Origin of the sequence: Lysinibacillus sp. FW12 (assembly GCF_050817245.1) — a bacterium.
In the GTDB taxonomy this organism is placed as follows: Bacteria; Bacillota; Bacilli; order Bacillales_A; family Planococcaceae; genus Lysinibacillus; species Lysinibacillus irui.
Genome location: NZ_CP139094.1, coordinates 1,435,917 through 1,451,347, shown reverse-complemented (window position 1 = coordinate 1,451,347; position 15,431 = coordinate 1,435,917). Strand labels below are relative to the sequence as shown.

The following is a 15,431-nucleotide window of genomic DNA, read 5'->3' as shown; positions in this document are numbered from 1 at the left end:
ACCCTTTCTTTAATTTCATCAGCGTCACGGTTCTCTTACGTAGTAAGAGTTGCTTGTATCGGGCATTTTTAGCGTTAAAACGTTGATACAACTACATTTCATATATGCCCACTTCAATACTATGAAGGCATTCAATCAGGCACTGTATCGGGTATGCAAGTGGCTATATAAATTACCGTTCCAACAGTTATGAATCCGATTACTCTGATTAGGTTTAATATTAGTAAACGTGGTTTATAGCCTTTATTACCCTACTCTAAACTACATAATATAAAGACAAAAAAGGAGATAACCATCATATGAATAATTGTAGGTGTAATAATGAATCGTCAACAATTAAATGCGATAAGTTCGGGACATTTACAGCTAATAATGTCAACTGTATAAACACTTCAATTCCTGTTGAGGGTTCAATAATTCCATTCTCATCTGGAATCTCACTCTCTGTAATTGAAGATATACTTGGAGCTATAAGTGGAAGCATGTTAGGATTTGGTTCCGCTTTAAATGCTGTACCTATTATAGGTAATACAATTAATTTAACAAACCTTTTTACCGAAGCTTTCTCAGTTCCACGTGAAGGTAAAATTACAGCAATTTCTGCAACATTTGCCCCAATTGATGGGGCTATTTTGGATGGATCTGTGACAATTCGAGCTCAAATTTTCCTTGCACCTGAAGGTAGTAATATTTTTACTGGCACAAGTGCCAGCGTTGATTTAATTCCACCTATAACGGGTCCTAATCCAAGTGGACAAATAGCTTTTGCTTCAGCTAATATCCCACCGGTACCGGTATCTGCTGGTGACCAATTATTAATGGTATTTTATATTTCATCAGTATCAGGAGTAGTTCTTGTTGACATTATTGTAGGAAATGCAAGTGCAGGAATTAATATTGTTTAACTTAAATATCCCTCTCCTTTAACCAATTATAAAAAGGCACCGGACTTCTTTCCGCTGTTTCTTCTATATATGATGATTTATAAAGCTTCACCTTTAAACGCCCTACAGCCTTGTTAAATGCTCCTACGAAAACAGCTCTTAATGTACTTGCAATAGTTAACGTACCGTTCGCGATATCACGGATAATGTTAACCAAAACATCCTTAGCGTTCACGAAATCACGTACATCGTTCATTTTTGTAGCTAAGATACATTTGTGAAGTTGGTCTTTGAGTTCGTCTCTTAATGGCAGCGAGTGCATGAAATCATAAAGCATCACTTGGTACTCGTTCATGTACTCCTTTTTCTTTTCAGCTTGCCAAGCTAATTCATTGCCAAGATACATAATATTATTTGCTTGTTTAGAACTTAAAAGATTAAAAAATTTAGATGCTTGGTTTTCAGATTGGCTCGCTATCACAGCGCTTCACTTAATCGGAAAATATTTAAGTTTATTAGTATATAGACATAGCTAAATAAGACTTTAGAAAAGCCTGTAACAATACATTTCTTCCGTTCCCCAACGTCAAAATGTTTATACATAGGTAGTCTTTTTTGTAGTTTTTTTTGTAGTTTTTTTTGTAGTTTTTTTTGTAGTTTTTTTTGTAGTTTTTTTTGTAGTTTTTTTTGTAGTTTTTTTTGTAGTCTTTTTTAGCTAATAAAATAGCTTATGTACACTTCACTAAATTATATATTAATTTTCAACAGAAATATTTAATATATTTATTAGTAATTTGGACATGTGAAAGGAAACATTGATATGACAACGTTAGAACGTGCTAAAGAACTTTGTAAAAGTAGAGGAATTACCGTTAAACGCTTAGAGGAAGAACTAGAAATTCCGAATAATACAATCTATCAATGGAAGAGAATTAGACCTAGTTTAGATAAAATTCTAAAAGTGGCAGTTTTCTTTGGTGTATCTATAGACTACTTACTTGGTCGTACAGATCAAAAAATTCTTCCCGAAGATAATGTGCAGACTTTCGCTGCTCACCATGATGGTGATGAATGGACAGAGGAAGAAATAGAAGAGATTGAAGAATTTAAACGCTTTGTAGCTATGAAACGAGAGGCGTGCAAAAATAAGGGGGAATAGCCCATGCACTTATATGATGCTTTATTAATGGAATGTGACAATTTAGATATTGAAGTTTATGAAAAAGATCATATGAAAAATAAAAGCCTTTATGGCGACAATGTAATCTGGATTAACAAATTGTTACCTTCCATCCAGGATTAACAACTGATAAGTTTTACTTTGAAACAAATACTTTAAAAGTTGAAAGAGCATGGGAAAGACGGGACTGGCTTTGGACCTTTGAAAAACGAACAGTCGAAACGTATTATTTCATTCGATGATATTGTTATGAGCAAATTTGAAGCACTTTTTAATGATATGCCAGAACATCCTTATGATTTAGTTTTCTATAGTAGGGTTTCAAAAGTTTCTGTTTTATCTAATGAAAGTGTAAATAAAGCATTAAAAATTATCCTTGATCAACTTGATATTAAACCAATCTCTGTTCATGGTTTAAGGCATACTCACGCAAGTATCTTATTGTATCAAGGTGCAAGTATAAATTCAGTATCTGAAGTTTAGGGCATTCTGATATACAAACTACTCAAGACCATTACTCTCATGTTCTAAAAGAAATGAAAGAAAGAGATGAAAAAATTGCTATAAATATGTTCAAGAAAAACAAGGACAACCATGTGTAATATTTGTGTAATTACTTTTAAATATTTAATCGAATCTAATCGTATACCTCAAAAAGAAAAAACGCCCAAAATCCTTATAATCAAGGCTTTCAAGCGTTCTTATTTCTTCATAAAATCCTCTATTTTTATGTAATAGACGTCCCAGGAGGGATTCGAACCCCCGACCGACGGCTTAGAAGGCTGTGGTAACAGGTTTTTCAGCTTTTATACATTACTATAAAACCTGTATTTATAGCCTTTTATCAATCGATATAGTAAAAACTTATTGAATCTTTCCTTCTATTTATACGTTTTTAGATTTATTTAGGCACCTGTTGGGCACCTGCCTTTAATCCTCCAATGATATATTTAACCAGATACAATATTCAGTTCTTCAATCTGCTTCACATCATTGAAATTGCCTTGTACATTACTCTCATGGCTTGCTTAAATGAATTTGTATTGGAATTGCTGTTCGAATAGTTGCCATGACCTCACCTGTTTTTTGATAATTAAAAGCACCCAAATATGAGTGCTTAATACCATAGATATTTACCTTATTATTTGTTCATACGTTTGCCCTTTTACTGTAATTATCGCTTTTAACGGTTTCCCATCCTTCTCTACTTGTTCCGGTACAGAAGCTAAAAAATGTAGTGTACCAGTTTTAAGAGGTTCAATTGAAGTAATATTTGTAAACGTGAAATCTTCTCCACCTCGATCTTCTATTGTTGAGAAAGTTTTATATTCGTATTTTTCATCATAAATAATTTTCACATCAACAAATTCATCAGATGATTGACCTGTTGTTAGTAAACTTTTTACGGATATACTAGTATCTAAGTACACTTCCCCCTCCTCTTCGTTTTTGTAATATGTATACATAGAACTCGGATTTGGTGGTGAAATTTGTTTACCGAAAACATTGTTATTAATTGTGATTTCTGCATAATCATCAATTACTAACGCGTTACCTTTAGTAATCGTCATCACTTCCTCTACCTCTGGTTCATTTTCTTCTTTATTTTCAGATGACTTAACTTCTTCCTCTAGATTTTTTCCATCCGATTCTTTTGGACTATTATCTGAACTGCTGTTTTTATCACTTTGACCACAAGCTACCAATAAAATAGACACCAATAATAATAAACTTAACTTTTTCATAGAAATCCCTCCTATATACCACTATACCTGGTTAATAGAGGTAATTCTATTACTATTTTCATATTTCTACAGTTTTCTACAACTTTAAATAAAGAAATAACCTCAAACTTACTTTGAACTTTATACATAAGAAAAAGCACCCATTAGGTGCTCTTAAATTTACTTATTTTTATTTTCTTTTAAGTCATCAGGATAAACAATAGTGTCAAATACTTCTCCATTTGATTCATCTTTAAAATTTACTGAGACTTTAAAATCATCAACGTCTGCACCGTTAAATAATTGATAGTACATGCCTGCTAAACCAAGCCCAAAAGATGCAATTGCATCGAAACTACCTTCAAACTTTTCTTTATTTACTGTGAGTGTGAACTCAGAAAAAGATTTGTTATAAGCCACATCATTTATAGAAACAAAATCTTCGCTTGTTTTGAGCTCTTCTACACTTTTTACAATTCCTTCTTTTAATTCCTTCATCATCTCTTTGTGCTCGGATTTAGACATTTTATAAGTTAAAGAACCATCATCATTCTTAATGACTTCCTTAATTCCACTATTTTTTGCCTCAGAAATAATAGAATCTATGTCTTGCCCCTCATATAATGTAGCTGGTATTGTAACTTCAACATTTAAAAGTCCTTTATCAACTTTTAATGGTTCTTCAGATGCTTTATCAGCACCATCTGTTTTCTTACCACTATCATCACTCTGGCTACAAGCTACTAACAAAATACCTAACAGTAATGTAAGTGGTAAAATAAGCAATTTTTTCATTTGTTCAAACTCCCTTCCCCACCAATATACATGGATAATGAAGGAAATTCTATTATTATTTTCATAATTCTACATTTTTCACTCTTTTCAATGAAAAAACACCCTCAAATGAGAGTGCATAATGTATAAGCTAATTTCAAAATTAGTAGCTTTTTTATTATTAAATAAACACGATTTTTATCATGGTAAATAAGCCTCATTTTGGTTAAAGTTGTTTTTGTAGGTTATTTAAAGAAATAGCCTTTCATTATTTTTTAGGAGGATGTATAAATGCTTAGATTTATTAAAAATGGTTTTCTTTATTTCGCATTAATATTGTTAACATTCGTAAGTTTTAATATTGAAAGTGCTTCAGCTGCAGAAGAAGCTGATTATGAGGAAGGAGTAACTAATTTAAATAATACTCCTGAAAATAGCGCTGTTGTTGGAAATATCCTCAAAAAACCTGAGATTGGATGGAAACGGTATGATGATTCTCATGAATCGATAAAATACTTTGGAAATTGGTCCAAGTATAGTGCTAGTGCTTATTATCGAGGATCCAGAAGTATATCAGGTAAAAATACTCTAAATGATACAGTAAGCTTTACTTTTATTGGGAGCAAATTAAGAATAATTTCTTCTGTATATCCTGGTTATTCAAATGAAATTAGTATTAAGATAGATAATGTTGATTATATTTTTTCACAAAGTTTTTCAAACGAATCGAATCAAGTTATAAGCTATCAAAATACCTTGTTGGATTATGGATATCATACCGTAGAAATTAAAAAAATCAAAAACGGTACATATGGTACAGATTTAAACATAGATGCCATTGACGTTGTCGGACATTTATTAGCCCCAGGTGAAGTTCCTAATGTTCAATCCATTACAATAGACAAAAATAGTATAGAACTACTAGAAGGAAGCCAAGATAAATTAACTGCTACCGTTACTCCAGATACAGCAAAAGTAATATGGACATCTAGTGATGAATCAATTGCTACTGTAGATCAGAACGGTAATGTAACTGCAATTCTTGAGGGACAAGCAATTATTACGGCAACAATAGAAAACACAGATATTTCAGCTACTAGTACAGTTATTGTTAAGAAGCCAGATAATTCATTTTCGAATGCTATTTTGAGTATCACTCTCGTAAACGGCATAACTAAAGAGTATGATGTTACAAATACTGTTTTGAACAATTACTTAAACTGGTTTGAAAGTGCACAAGGTACATCAACATTCAAATTTTCTAAAACGATATCACCTTATAAAAAAGTAACTGAATATATTGTGCATGATAAAATTGCTTCATTTGAAGTAAGAGAATATTAAACAAAAAATGACCAGGTACTCCCTTTCTAATAGTGCCTGGTTATTTTTTTAGATACCTCTGTAAAAAAAGACTAGCCTGGCAAATTGCTTGGCTAGTCTTTAATCTTATTATATTATCTTTTGAATTTATTTTTAGTTACTAATACTAAATTAGAATTTCCGTCTAAAAAAGTCCCTTATTAGTTGAATCAATATAATAATAGCAAGTTACTACTTCTCCATCTCAGTTAGGATATAAAAAAGCATTTAGCTAACGTTTTCACCATGATCAATTAAACTTATTAATTTAGAAAAGCTCGGTAAATTCTTAAATTTAATTTTTTCTATTGAAGTTATAATTAACAAATTTAGCTCTTGTTCTAAATCTTCTCTATTACTAATGGACGTTTGATATAATAGTTTCTTGATCTTCGGTTGCATTAGCTCGATTACTTCTAACGGATCTATTTTATTTCCCATAGGCGAAACTCCTTATTTAGTAGTATTTGGTCTAATTTCATCAATAGCTTTATTTTTTGCCTTGTTTACGGCTTGTTGAGATATATTCAGGACTCTGGCAATTTCAGCTTCGGTCATTTCTCTAATAAAGTGAAGGTATAAAATTTGTTTTTGTCTGTCTTTAAGATTAGTTATGGATTCACTAATATCTTGATCTTCAACATAGTTTGCAATATTGTCTGGCTCATGCTCTTTATACTCATCTATATAAAATACATTCTCATTTCTTTCAAACAATTCATCTTCAAATCTTCTATATTTTTTTATGCCTTGATCATACTTTTGTGCAGCAAAATGAAGCGCTTTTGAAAAATATGAAACAATAATTATTTTTGAATAAAATTTTTTAAACTCATTTTCTAAAATATCCAAGACCCTTTTATCAAGATTAATTTTATATTCCTCATACAATTTTTTATTCTGCTCAATAGTTAAAAAATTATTCAGTATTGATTTTAAATATAATTCTCCCAAGATAACCCCCCTAAAAAGAACATACGTTCTTAATATAAAGTGGATTTTCTTAAAGAAATAACAACCTATTTTTTATATTTTTGGGTTGTTTTTTCAATTAAAAAGTAGCCTATCCAATATGTAAGATTCATATTTTACAAAAATATTGGAGGTTATATTATGGCAAAATTAGAATTACGATTACGAACTTTTCTCCCTTTTGATTACGCTCCACATCCACTAAATAGTAATCAACGATTTCATGGCGATGGTAAAGACCGCTTGGGTGGCGAATGGCATTCAAGTAAATATCGAACATCACAAAGTTTTATGATTGACACATCTAAGGCGAATTATATTACTAGTGCAACTTCAAATACTGGTGTAACGATATTAGAAGAATTACAGAATGGTAAATGGGTAAAAATCAAATCAAAACAACAATCTACGGATACAATTAAGTATGCTACTGAAGTTATTGACGACATTTTGTACATTAACTGTAAATGTGCTTCTAACAATCCATTAGTTACTGGATCTCCTGATATTGATTATCAATTTACACTTAAAGTAACTCGTACTGGTAGTGTTCGTATTAAAGGCTATCATGATGGTTTCCCTGGATACGAATTTATGCGTAATATTTATAGCATGAATAAAGGTCCAGAAACAATCTATGTACACAGACCAAAAAGCTTAGATGAAATTAATAAATTATTCCCTCCTATGGACATTGGTTTAGTAGATGTTGGTCGACCATACGATAGCTGGGTTAATAATTAAAAAAGACCGTTTTCACGGTCTTTTTTAAAATCCTAATTTTTCAATTCCTAAAATTTTTTAATAAATAATCAATAATAACAAATATAGTGATATAAATGCTTCCTATTGAAAAAGTTAAATAGAAAGTATCTTTGAAAAGATCGAAATTAAATAAACTATATAGTAATGCAAAAATTAATGTACATATTAAGTGTTTAATATACATAAGAAAAGGATTTTTATTTTTACTGTATTTTTCAAGAAGAATTGATACCACTATAGCTATTAACATAGCTGGTGCTGTAAATGCTGTACCATAAACGCCGTATGATAGGTGATATGTATATTGAATAAATAACGGTATAATAAATATTCCTATAATTAAAGTAATAATAGCTGAAATAATTTTATTTTTTAACATCTTTTCACAACCCTTATTTTTTTCTTAACATCAATGAATAAGACAAAAATCATTCAAAAAATTTAATTAATCATTTCCACTCCTCACTTTACATTAAAACACAACACTACATATTTTGGTAATTTTATTTATCAATTTATTTGTTGTAAAGACATTAAATTGTTTAATTACTTCCTCAAAATAATTAAATACACCAAAATACACCCTCTTATTTGTTTTACCCGAAAATAACCAATTAAAACCAAAAATTTTTATCTAAATTGTACTTGATGGAGAATACTTTCGTTTAGTTATCACCAGGTTGTTTCAGTTAATGTGTTTTGCAATTTCCTTTAAATCAGTTTCATCTCGGTCGGGGTACTCTGGTTCTTTATTTTTAGTAGAATGCTTGATTTTTAGGAAATTAAATGGAATAATTTGTTGACTTAACATACTAGTACTAGTATAATTAGAATATAGAAAGGAGGTGAACAAAGTGGATTATGATAAGGTTCTAGCTTACCTAGTAACTATCGCTACAATCGCAAACTTACTTACAAGCACAGCGAAAAACATTAGCGATATGAAGAGTAAGAAAAAAGAAAAGCGACGCCCCTCTCGCAAAGGAAAACGTCGCAAGTAGCATATGAAGGAGGTTAGCCCCTCCTTCTTATAATCTTATCACATCCTCATCGTTATGAAAAATATCGGATATGTTGCTGCTTTAGCATTAGCCTTGTATATCTTGACTGACATGGTTAACTGGAGTGAACCAAAGTTTTTTGATTACTTCATGATTGTGGCCTATTCACTATGCTTAATATTAGTGATATTAAACATCGTAATGTACTTCAAAAGAAGGAAGGGTTAAAAATGGAGAAAAATTCACAGACTGAAGCAAATAAACGTTGGCAAGAGAAGAATAAAGAACGTGCAAAATACATTAGTGCACGATCAAGAGCACGTAGCTTTATAAAAAACCACGCTTTAGAGGAAGATTTAGACGAGTTTATGGAGTTAATTTTAGAACGCAAACAAATTTTAAATGAAATGAAAACAGACCAAGATGGCATTTAGTCTCTTGGTCTTTAATATAATATTATTTCATTGTTCAAATCGAAAATTTGTAATGTTAATTTAGAAAAGTTCTCAGACACTTTTTTTCTATATGTTATTATCTTCTCTTTAGAGTATATACCCTTTCTGCATTTTCAGAACTTACGTTCTTTATGTAACAATAAAAAAAATAGCCAAATAGGCAAATTAATTTTTTTCAAACTCTATAACTAACATGTATCTTCTAACTATGGATTTTGAGATCAACTTTTTTCCTTAAGTAAATGGTTTATTCCATGATAGATTTTCTTCAACGCTTTTTTACGAACAACATATATCATTTGCTGACTATAATTCATTTCTTGAGCTATCTTAACTATTGTCCATCCTTTTATGTACCTAAAGTTTATAAAGTTAACTTCTTTTTCTGGCATTATACTTAACAAATCACTAATACATATGGCTATCTTCTGATTTTTAGTTAAGTCTCCTACTTTTTCTTTACTAATATAAGGATAAATTTTCAGATATTCTTCAACTAGTTTATCTACTTCGCGAGCGTTTTGTTTCATATTATTTTCCCCTTGCCCTATATTATTGCCCTTTTTTATAAGATTTATTTAAATAACCTATGAGCACCTCCCATAAGAACATGCGTTCTCTTTCAGTTAACATTATTATACTGTATACTTAATATTATTTTCAAATTTTTACATATAAGGGAGAGGTTATGTGAGCCCAGAACAAATTACACAAATCTATTCATTTTTTTTAACTACTCCAATTCTAGTAAGGTTAATTGTTTTTAATTTTATTTTTAAAGAACAAAAACATTTTATGGTTATTTTAATGGATTCAATTGTCTTAATCTCAACAACTATTTGGCTAATATTGATTAGAGATGTAATATTACCTCTACCTTCATTAATTTTAAATGTATCTAGTGTACTTTATATAATTATGATCATTGATATTGCTTTCAATTTTTATCGTTTAAAAAAAGCAAAAGCACTTAACTAATCATTAAGTGCTTTGTTTTTATTTATTTTGGATAAGTGATATATTTAGCAACTGTTGGTGCTGAAGTGTAAGTACCGCCACTAAATGAATTACCATTTTTATCTTTATACGGTTTCTGGACAAACTTGACTACCGTTTGTACTCCACCGATAACAGGTGTATAAGTAGTCGTCATAGTATCACCTACTCGTGGTTTAGGGAATGAGAAACTTGTTGAGGTAGCTTGTGTTGTACCAAAGTATATTGAAAGAACTGAACCTAACGTCGCAGCATACATTCCAATTGCTGTGAGTACTCCTAATTGTAATAGGCTACCTTCTTCATGTTTCTTAACATCTGCTGCTTTATATGTGAATTTTTTTACCTTTTCAGCTTTTAAGAATACGTTTCTATAAATGAAGTCGTACGTTTGGCCATTGTTAGACTTAATATGAACTTTATATTCTCCGAAGTACGGAACTTCAAATGTGAAAGATCCCTTTTTAGTATCTTGTTTATATGTCTTAGAATAAACAATTTGACCATCTCCAGGACGTTGGATATCAATACGACCATTATATCCAATACCACCACTACGACTCCAAGATACTTTTAAACTCTTTTCCCCTGTTTGTGAAACACTTAGATTAAAATCAGTATTTCCTTTATTAATTGCCATAAGTAATTTCCTCCTTGTGCTTGTTTTATTGGTACAACTTAATAATAGGCTTTCTACCGAATCCAAAACTCTGTAAAAAATACATATTTATTCCATTGTTTATCTCTCAAAACTCTATTAAATTAAACAAAAAAATGCCCAGGCTCAAATTAATGAGTACCTGGGCTTTAACATATCTATAAAGTTACCTTCTTCTCTCTTCGTCATCTCCCGAAACAATTTCTAAGCTATTTTCACTTTTTCTATCCGAAAAATTCTTTCTTTTTGGTTGATGCTTTAGTATTGGTTTGGTAGCCATTTTAACCAATCAAATCAAGAACGTTTGTTTGCATATATGATAGAACTTACGTTTTTGTTTTGACAAAGTAAATTTCAGGAAATAAAAAAGGCTACCTAATTAGATAGCCGTTAAAATTTCACACAGAATTTATCACTTATGATATTTTCATTTTCATGGATCATTCTTATCACATTGTAACCTTGTTCACGTAAAAGATTTAGGGCAACTTCGTCTGTTAATGCTTCATGTTCTGCATGAGTTAAATGTAAGCTTGATAAACCTATAATCGATACATTATCAGGCTCACGTTTGAATAAAAAACGTACGGGAACTATCATGTCGTAATTCATAATCTACACCACCTTTATGGGTAATTCTACATAATAATTTTAATTACCTTCTAAGAATTCAAGAAAACCAGAGTGGATATTTTCATGTACATAATAAAGAAATTTATATAAACTGGGAATAAAATCACTTTAAAGTATTTAATAAATCGCTGGAGGTATTCAAATTTGAATTTTAAGAACATATTTGGTTACTCTATTTTAAAGTTTAATCCCGAAGATTATTATCAAGTTGTTCAGAAATTACATAATGCTAACCTTATACTTACTTATACTCTACATGGAAATTCAGAAGATGTTTTTGTTAATAAAGATTTTAATGATTATTTAATATATAAGAATGTATTATATAAATCTGAAGGTATTAAGACTACGGAAAACTCATTCTTTATATTTGATCTAGACACTGATCAAATTAGTGAAACAATCTTTAATAATTTGAAAAAACATTTCTCTAGAAAAGATGATTTTTCAATCAGTTCAACCGAGAACGTTTCATATATAGATGGAGAAAAATTCATTGCTAAATTTCATGATATACACTTATATGAAGAGGATCTTTTTGATTGTGCAATTCAAGTGGATAAAGCTTACTATGAAATTGAGAAAATGTGTCTTACAACAAACGCAAGGTACAATTCTCAAGAAAGGCGATTACTGCTACCATTAAGAATCAAACATAATGGAGTGTACCTATTAAATTATGTTATGGTTACAATTTTTAAAGAAGGAATAATATCTTTACAGATTTGTGTTCAAGATTTTGTTGAAAAGCAATTACAATTATCTGAATCTCCCCCTAGATATAACTCTTTCGATGAAGTTACTTTTTACAAAGATAAAAAACATTATTATTTTGATGATTATTGGGAAGAAGAAACCTTTGAAAATATAAATATCGATGGCATTTTGGCTGAATACAAAAAAAGAATTATTAATTTAGTTAACCTAGATTTAATTTCAAATGATTATTTTGATTCAGTTAGTTGGGGCATTGGTGATTATAGTGCTTTTAAAAATCCATATAATGATTATCAAGCATTTTTCAATAGATATAAAAAGAATATAGGGCAATTTTTATTTAATTCAGATAAAGAGTTAGTTGAAAATTTCAAAGAAAGAGAAGAAGAAATATTAGATTCGAGGATACGGAGTGATAAAGACCTTTCATTTTATTGTAGTACATATAGCTCTGTTTTTTCTCTTCGAAGTGAAAGGATGGCAAAATTAGTAGAAACAACTGTTGAAGAATTAAAATCTTCACCTTACTATACAGACGAATACAAAAGATTTGCTTCAATAAATTTTCTAATTGCAAATTTAAATTTTGTTAAATTTTACGAAATGTCTTTTGTTAAAAAATATTTTCTTAAAGATTTATTAAATCAAATTAGTGAGTCAAAATCCCGAAATATTAAGGATTACAATCGAATGATAAAACAACTAAATACGGTAAAGTTTAATTATGATAAAGAAGTAATTTTCTTTACGGATGGGAGTCCTAAAACTCTTTATGAACGAATTTTAGAGAAATGTAACATAAATGATTTAGAAGATAAAGTAGAAAACTTTTTAAAATTATTTAAGGATGACGTTCAGATTATTAAGGATGAAAAAAAGAATGCTAATGAATTACTACTATTAAGTATAAGTTCAATTTTAACAATTGTATTAGGTTATACTGGTTTATTAAATATTTTCAAAACAATTTTAGGTAAAGAAAATCCTAACTACGTATTTTATTCTATAGTAGTATGGGGAGTTTTAATAGTTATTATTTTCATTCTAAATATTAGAAGATGGATTTTAAAATAATTGTAAAAGACCAAGGCAGCTATTAGCTCCTTGGTCTTTTTTATTTTAGTTATTCCGTTGTGCAATGATGATTTTCAATCCTTCAAAATCGCCACTTGTCATAGTACCTGAATCGAATTTATCAAGCCATGATTTATCAATCTTGCCTTTATCTACAGCCTGTTTAATGTAATCACGGACAGCAGCTTTAGTTATTGAGTTTGTGAATTTCATAATATCATCATCCTTTTCATTTTGAATTGGTTTTTTAGCTTCCTTAATCAATTGAACTTTTACAGCACTACTTGTTGGTACAATCACTTGTCCTTCTAAGTTGTATCCTTTAGGGATTTTCCAATTTGTAGGTATTTCAAAATGAGGAGCATCATACTGCCCTGCTTGCCAATATCCTCCCCATTTTATTCCTAACTTCTCAGCAATAGCGCCTACCTTTGACAAAGTGGAAATATCATATAGATTCCGTGGTGGTGCTACAGCTATATCCCATGCTCTCCGTGATGTATGGTTACTATTGCGTGTCCAGGTTACTACTTGGCCTGGTCTTGTTCGACCTTGCTCATACAAGTAGTTTTGGCGTGCTTGGCTACGGTATGTCTCTGTGATAAAAACAAAATCAATACCTGCCTTGTAGCACTCTTGAAAGAGTAGTCGGCAGGCTGTTTGAGCTGCTGATGTTAATTCGCTTAGATCACGGCATGTAGTTGTTATACTCGTCATTACTGCTCACCTTCTTTTTTAGCCGCCTTTAACAAGTCAAATGTACCTGACGCTGTTAATCCTGCAATAAACCCAGCCATTAACATGACATACATTGGATATTCAGCTAACGGCCATAAAACCAAACCAATAAAAATACCAATCACTACTGATGTGATTGGCATGTATTGTGTATTAAGATTAAATGTCTTTTTAAGCACCTCTGCAACCGCTAAGATAATTGCGACCATGATTGCTGCTAAAGTAAAAATGTTTGTTAAATCCATTATTCATCATCCTTTTCTTTATTTTTATAAGTATGTTTTTCCATGCGGTCCATACGGCCTTCAAGTGATGTTAAACTACGGCTAATTCCTTGCATTGCCGTAGCTTGCTCACCTTGTGCCTCTGTTAACGTTTCTAAATTTTTTAATAGTCGTTCCTCGCGTTTGTTAGAATTCCAAAATACATAAACGACTAAGCAAATACACAAGATTGACCACACGACTTGCGAATTTGCAATATGACTTGCTGCTGTTACTGTGGATACAATATCCATTTGATCACCAGTCCTTTGCTCTTTTTTGTGTAAATAAAAAGCTATGAGATGAATCGAGATCCAGTACAGTGTACCGTTGCCCATCTCGATTGACCTCATAGCGCATAATAAAAGCCCTCCATATTTGTGGAAGGCTAAAGTATATCCATAACTATATGGAACAAAAGAACAACACTTTTTCAAAAATATTTAAAGGTTAATCTTCTTCCATTTACGTATTTTTGTTCTGAAGTTTGTAAATGGAGCAACAGAATTAATATGAACCCATTTCCAAACAGGCCAATTAGCTTGTGTTTTTGCCCATCGTCTTTGATCAACTTCAAATAACTCTTTCTCTGATAGAGAATTTACCCACTCACATAAATTAGTGACAGCCTCATTAAGCATTGATTGTTGCTCTTTCAAGGAGTACTCTCCATATTGTTCATAAAAAGAATTGTACAATCCACCTAGATTATTCCACTTATAACCTTCTGCTGGGGTTTGTACTTCTTCTCCCTGTTGTTCTTTTTGCTCCCAATGAAGCAAAAGATTTATCCACCCAAGTTGATAAGAAAGATTTTCCGATGGGGTTTTATCAACTTCTTCAATCCGTTTGTTTTTCAAAACCTCCGGTATCTCATCAAACTCTTCAATATATTTTTTATACTTTTCGTTAATCGTACTAATCAATTCTTCCTTGTCAGCATACTGTTTCACTCTGTTTCCCTCCCTTATTTTATAAGTTCAGCAAAAGTGAAAGATTTCCTTTTGTTTTAGACAATAAAAATAACGCTAAGCCTAAGCTTGCGTTTCTGTTTGAGTGGCCGATACTGGTAGCACACTAATTATTATGTGTTTATTAATAATAGCCCCACCAATATTCACGAAATTAATCTTCTGATCATTAAGTGTTGCTGTGAATGCTGTTACATCAAACTCCGCATTTGTTAAATTAATAGCTTGTCCGTTGTTTAGTTGTACTTGATAATCCATGAAATC

General features: G+C 30.8%; 23 protein-coding genes. 10 read left to right on the top strand and 13 right to left on the bottom strand.

Annotation, left to right across the window (positions count from 1 at the left end; genetic code table 11):
• The first annotated feature begins 299 nt into the window (after positions 1-299).
• A complete protein-coding gene (locus tag SJW71_RS07485; protein ID WP_431811965.1) occupies positions 300-905 on the top strand; it encodes an exosporium glycoprotein BclB-related protein in 606 nt (201 codons plus the stop codon).
• Between the two features lies 1 nt (position 906).
• On the opposite strand, the gene SJW71_RS07480 is transcribed toward SJW71_RS07485, so the two are convergent.
• Positions 907-1,365, bottom strand: a complete 459-nt coding sequence (locus SJW71_RS07480; protein ID WP_431811964.1) for a hypothetical protein — start codon at positions 1,363-1,365, stop codon at positions 907-909.
• A gap of 339 nt (positions 1,366-1,704) precedes the next feature.
• Between SJW71_RS07480 and SJW71_RS07475 the strand changes: the two genes are divergently transcribed.
• From SJW71_RS07475 to SJW71_RS07465, 3 genes are all read left to right on the top strand, one after another.
• Entirely contained in the window at positions 1,705-2,043 is a 339-nt protein-coding gene (locus SJW71_RS07475) for a helix-turn-helix domain-containing protein (RefSeq protein WP_431811963.1), read from the top strand.
• A 3-nt stretch (positions 2,044-2,046) separates the two neighbouring features.
• Entirely contained in the window at positions 2,047-2,187 is a 141-nt protein-coding gene (locus SJW71_RS07470) for a hypothetical protein (protein WP_431811962.1), read from the top strand.
• A gap of 126 nt (positions 2,188-2,313) precedes the next feature.
• Positions 2,314-2,547, top strand: coding sequence for a tyrosine-type recombinase/integrase (locus SJW71_RS07465; RefSeq protein ID WP_431811961.1), 234 nt, complete (start codon positions 2,314-2,316; stop codon positions 2,545-2,547).
• 650 nt (positions 2,548-3,197) lie between these two features.
• On the opposite strand, the gene SJW71_RS07460 is transcribed toward SJW71_RS07465, so the two are convergent.
• Both SJW71_RS07460 and SJW71_RS07455 read right to left on the bottom strand, forming a co-directional pair.
• Complete coding sequence (locus SJW71_RS07460; protein ID WP_431811960.1) at positions 3,198-3,809, bottom strand: hypothetical protein; 612 nt, start codon at positions 3,807-3,809, stop codon at positions 3,198-3,200.
• 159 nt (positions 3,810-3,968) lie between these two features.
• Positions 3,969-4,583, bottom strand: a complete 615-nt coding sequence (locus SJW71_RS07455) for a hypothetical protein (protein ID WP_431811959.1) — start codon at positions 4,581-4,583, stop codon at positions 3,969-3,971.
• Between the two features lie 270 nt (positions 4,584-4,853).
• On the opposite strand from SJW71_RS07455, the gene SJW71_RS07450 reads away from it, so the two are divergent.
• Positions 4,854-5,906: an Ig-like domain-containing protein gene (locus tag SJW71_RS07450; RefSeq protein ID WP_431811958.1), complete on the top strand. Its 1,053-nt coding sequence runs from the start codon at positions 4,854-4,856 to the stop codon at positions 5,904-5,906.
• 246 nt (positions 5,907-6,152) lie between these two features.
• Here SJW71_RS07450 and SJW71_RS07445 read toward each other — a convergent pair whose 3' ends face one another.
• Positions 6,153-6,365 carry a hypothetical protein gene (locus tag SJW71_RS07445; protein WP_431811957.1) on the bottom strand — a complete coding sequence of 71 codons (213 nt, stop codon included), beginning with the start codon at positions 6,363-6,365 and terminating at the stop codon, positions 6,153-6,155.
• A gap of 12 nt (positions 6,366-6,377) precedes the next feature.
• On the bottom strand, positions 6,378-6,878 hold the full coding sequence (locus SJW71_RS07440) for a sigma-70 family RNA polymerase sigma factor (protein WP_431811956.1): 501 nt from the start codon (positions 6,876-6,878) through the stop codon (positions 6,378-6,380).
• Between the two features lie 159 nt (positions 6,879-7,037).
• Here SJW71_RS07440 and SJW71_RS07435 point away from each other — a divergent pair, with 159 nt between their 5' ends.
• The 3 genes from SJW71_RS07435 (at position 7,038) to SJW71_RS07425 (ending at position 9,096) form a co-directional block, all read left to right on the top strand.
• Positions 7,038-7,640, top strand: a complete 603-nt coding sequence (locus SJW71_RS07435) for a DUF3238 domain-containing protein (RefSeq protein WP_431811955.1) — start codon at positions 7,038-7,040, stop codon at positions 7,638-7,640.
• A gap of 875 nt (positions 7,641-8,515) precedes the next feature.
• Positions 8,516-8,662, top strand: coding sequence for a hypothetical protein (locus SJW71_RS07430; protein WP_431811954.1), 147 nt, complete (start codon positions 8,516-8,518; stop codon positions 8,660-8,662).
• Between the two features lie 230 nt (positions 8,663-8,892).
• Positions 8,893-9,096 (top strand): hypothetical protein, encoded by a 204-nt coding sequence (locus SJW71_RS07425; RefSeq protein ID WP_431811953.1) that lies wholly within the window; start codon positions 8,893-8,895, stop codon positions 9,094-9,096.
• A gap of 242 nt (positions 9,097-9,338) precedes the next feature.
• Here SJW71_RS07425 and SJW71_RS07420 read toward each other — a convergent pair whose 3' ends face one another.
• Positions 9,339-9,647 (bottom strand): sigma factor-like helix-turn-helix DNA-binding protein, encoded by a 309-nt coding sequence (locus SJW71_RS07420; RefSeq protein WP_431811952.1) that lies wholly within the window; start codon positions 9,645-9,647, stop codon positions 9,339-9,341.
• A 160-nt stretch (positions 9,648-9,807) separates the two neighbouring features.
• Here SJW71_RS07420 and SJW71_RS07415 point away from each other — a divergent pair, with 160 nt between their 5' ends.
• Positions 9,808-10,095: a hypothetical protein gene (locus SJW71_RS07415; RefSeq protein ID WP_431811951.1), complete on the top strand. Its 288-nt coding sequence runs from the start codon at positions 9,808-9,810 to the stop codon at positions 10,093-10,095.
• Between the two features lie 22 nt (positions 10,096-10,117).
• Here SJW71_RS07415 and SJW71_RS07410 read toward each other — a convergent pair whose 3' ends face one another.
• Both SJW71_RS07410 and SJW71_RS07405 read right to left on the bottom strand, forming a co-directional pair.
• Positions 10,118-10,753: a hypothetical protein gene (locus SJW71_RS07410; protein WP_431811950.1), complete on the bottom strand. Its 636-nt coding sequence runs from the start codon at positions 10,751-10,753 to the stop codon at positions 10,118-10,120.
• A 408-nt stretch (positions 10,754-11,161) separates the two neighbouring features.
• Positions 11,162-11,383 carry a hypothetical protein gene (locus SJW71_RS07405; protein WP_431811949.1) on the bottom strand — a complete coding sequence of 74 codons (222 nt, stop codon included), beginning with the start codon at positions 11,381-11,383 and terminating at the stop codon, positions 11,162-11,164.
• A gap of 165 nt (positions 11,384-11,548) precedes the next feature.
• On the opposite strand from SJW71_RS07405, the gene SJW71_RS07400 reads away from it, so the two are divergent.
• Positions 11,549-13,195 (top strand): hypothetical protein, encoded by a 1,647-nt coding sequence (locus SJW71_RS07400; protein WP_431811948.1) that lies wholly within the window; start codon positions 11,549-11,551, stop codon positions 13,193-13,195.
• Between the two features lie 45 nt (positions 13,196-13,240).
• Here the strand turns inward: SJW71_RS07400 and SJW71_RS07395 are convergent, their stop codons facing one another.
• The 5 genes from SJW71_RS07395 to SJW71_RS07375 all read right to left on the bottom strand — a co-directional run bounded on the left by SJW71_RS07395 (position 13,241) and on the right by SJW71_RS07375 (position 15,425).
• Positions 13,241-13,912 (bottom strand): M15 family metallopeptidase, encoded by a 672-nt coding sequence (locus SJW71_RS07395; protein WP_431811947.1) that lies wholly within the window; start codon positions 13,910-13,912, stop codon positions 13,241-13,243.
• Positions 13,912-14,178, bottom strand: coding sequence for a hypothetical protein (locus SJW71_RS07390; RefSeq protein WP_431811946.1), 267 nt, complete (start codon positions 14,176-14,178; stop codon positions 13,912-13,914). The genes SJW71_RS07395 and SJW71_RS07390 overlap by 1 nt, the downstream gene beginning before the upstream one ends.
• Positions 14,178-14,534, bottom strand: a complete 357-nt coding sequence (locus SJW71_RS07385; RefSeq protein ID WP_431811945.1) for a hypothetical protein — start codon at positions 14,532-14,534, stop codon at positions 14,178-14,180. Before SJW71_RS07385 ends, SJW71_RS07390 begins: the two co-directional genes overlap by 1 nt.
• 105 nt (positions 14,535-14,639) lie before the next feature.
• Entirely contained in the window at positions 14,640-15,149 is a 510-nt protein-coding gene (locus tag SJW71_RS07380) for a ClbS/DfsB family four-helix bundle protein (protein WP_431811944.1), read from the bottom strand.
• A gap of 81 nt (positions 15,150-15,230) precedes the next feature.
• Positions 15,231-15,425 carry a hypothetical protein gene (locus SJW71_RS07375; protein WP_431811943.1) on the bottom strand — a complete coding sequence of 65 codons (195 nt, stop codon included), beginning with the start codon at positions 15,423-15,425 and terminating at the stop codon, positions 15,231-15,233.
• Between the last annotated feature and the right edge of the window lie 6 nt (positions 15,426-15,431).

Excerpts from the sequence above, each read along its gene's own strand:
- SJW71_RS07405 (WP_431811949.1), bottom strand. The coding sequence starts at position 11,383 with ATGAATTACGACATGATAGTTCCCGTACGTTTTTTATTCAAACGTGAG.
- SJW71_RS07390 (WP_431811946.1), bottom strand. The coding sequence starts at position 14,178 with ATGGATTTAACAAACATTTTTACTTTAGCAGCAATCATGGTCGCAATT.
- SJW71_RS07410 (WP_431811950.1), bottom strand. The coding sequence starts at position 10,753 with ATGGCAATTAATAAAGGAAATACTGATTTTAATCTAAGTGTTTCACAA.
- SJW71_RS07420 (WP_431811952.1), bottom strand. The coding sequence starts at position 9,647 with ATGAAACAAAACGCTCGCGAAGTAGATAAACTAGTTGAAGAATATCTG.
- SJW71_RS07435 (WP_431811955.1), top strand. The coding sequence starts at position 7,038 with ATGGCAAAATTAGAATTACGATTACGAACTTTTCTCCCTTTTGATTAC.
- SJW71_RS07465 (WP_431811961.1), top strand. The coding sequence starts at position 2,314 with ATGAGCAAATTTGAAGCACTTTTTAATGATATGCCAGAACATCCTTAT.
- SJW71_RS07470 (WP_431811962.1), top strand. The coding sequence starts at position 2,047 with ATGCACTTATATGATGCTTTATTAATGGAATGTGACAATTTAGATATT.
- SJW71_RS07445 (WP_431811957.1), bottom strand. The coding sequence starts at position 6,365 with ATGGGAAATAAAATAGATCCGTTAGAAGTAATCGAGCTAATGCAACCG.
- SJW71_RS07460 (WP_431811960.1), bottom strand. The coding sequence starts at position 3,809 with ATGAAAAAGTTAAGTTTATTATTATTGGTGTCTATTTTATTGGTAGCT.
- SJW71_RS07450 (WP_431811958.1), top strand. The coding sequence starts at position 4,854 with ATGCTTAGATTTATTAAAAATGGTTTTCTTTATTTCGCATTAATATTG.
- SJW71_RS07485 (WP_431811965.1), top strand. The coding sequence starts at position 300 with ATGAATAATTGTAGGTGTAATAATGAATCGTCAACAATTAAATGCGAT.
- SJW71_RS07455 (WP_431811959.1), bottom strand. The coding sequence starts at position 4,583 with ATGAAAAAATTGCTTATTTTACCACTTACATTACTGTTAGGTATTTTG.
- SJW71_RS07395 (WP_431811947.1), bottom strand. The coding sequence starts at position 13,912 with ATGACGAGTATAACAACTACATGCCGTGATCTAAGCGAATTAACATCA.
- SJW71_RS07375 (WP_431811943.1), bottom strand. The coding sequence starts at position 15,425 with ATGGATTATCAAGTACAACTAAACAACGGACAAGCTATTAATTTAACA.
- SJW71_RS07475 (WP_431811963.1), top strand. The coding sequence starts at position 1,705 with ATGACAACGTTAGAACGTGCTAAAGAACTTTGTAAAAGTAGAGGAATT.
- SJW71_RS07385 (WP_431811945.1), bottom strand. The coding sequence starts at position 14,534 with ATGGGCAACGGTACACTGTACTGGATCTCGATTCATCTCATAGCTTTT.
- SJW71_RS07425 (WP_431811953.1), top strand. The coding sequence starts at position 8,893 with ATGGAGAAAAATTCACAGACTGAAGCAAATAAACGTTGGCAAGAGAAG.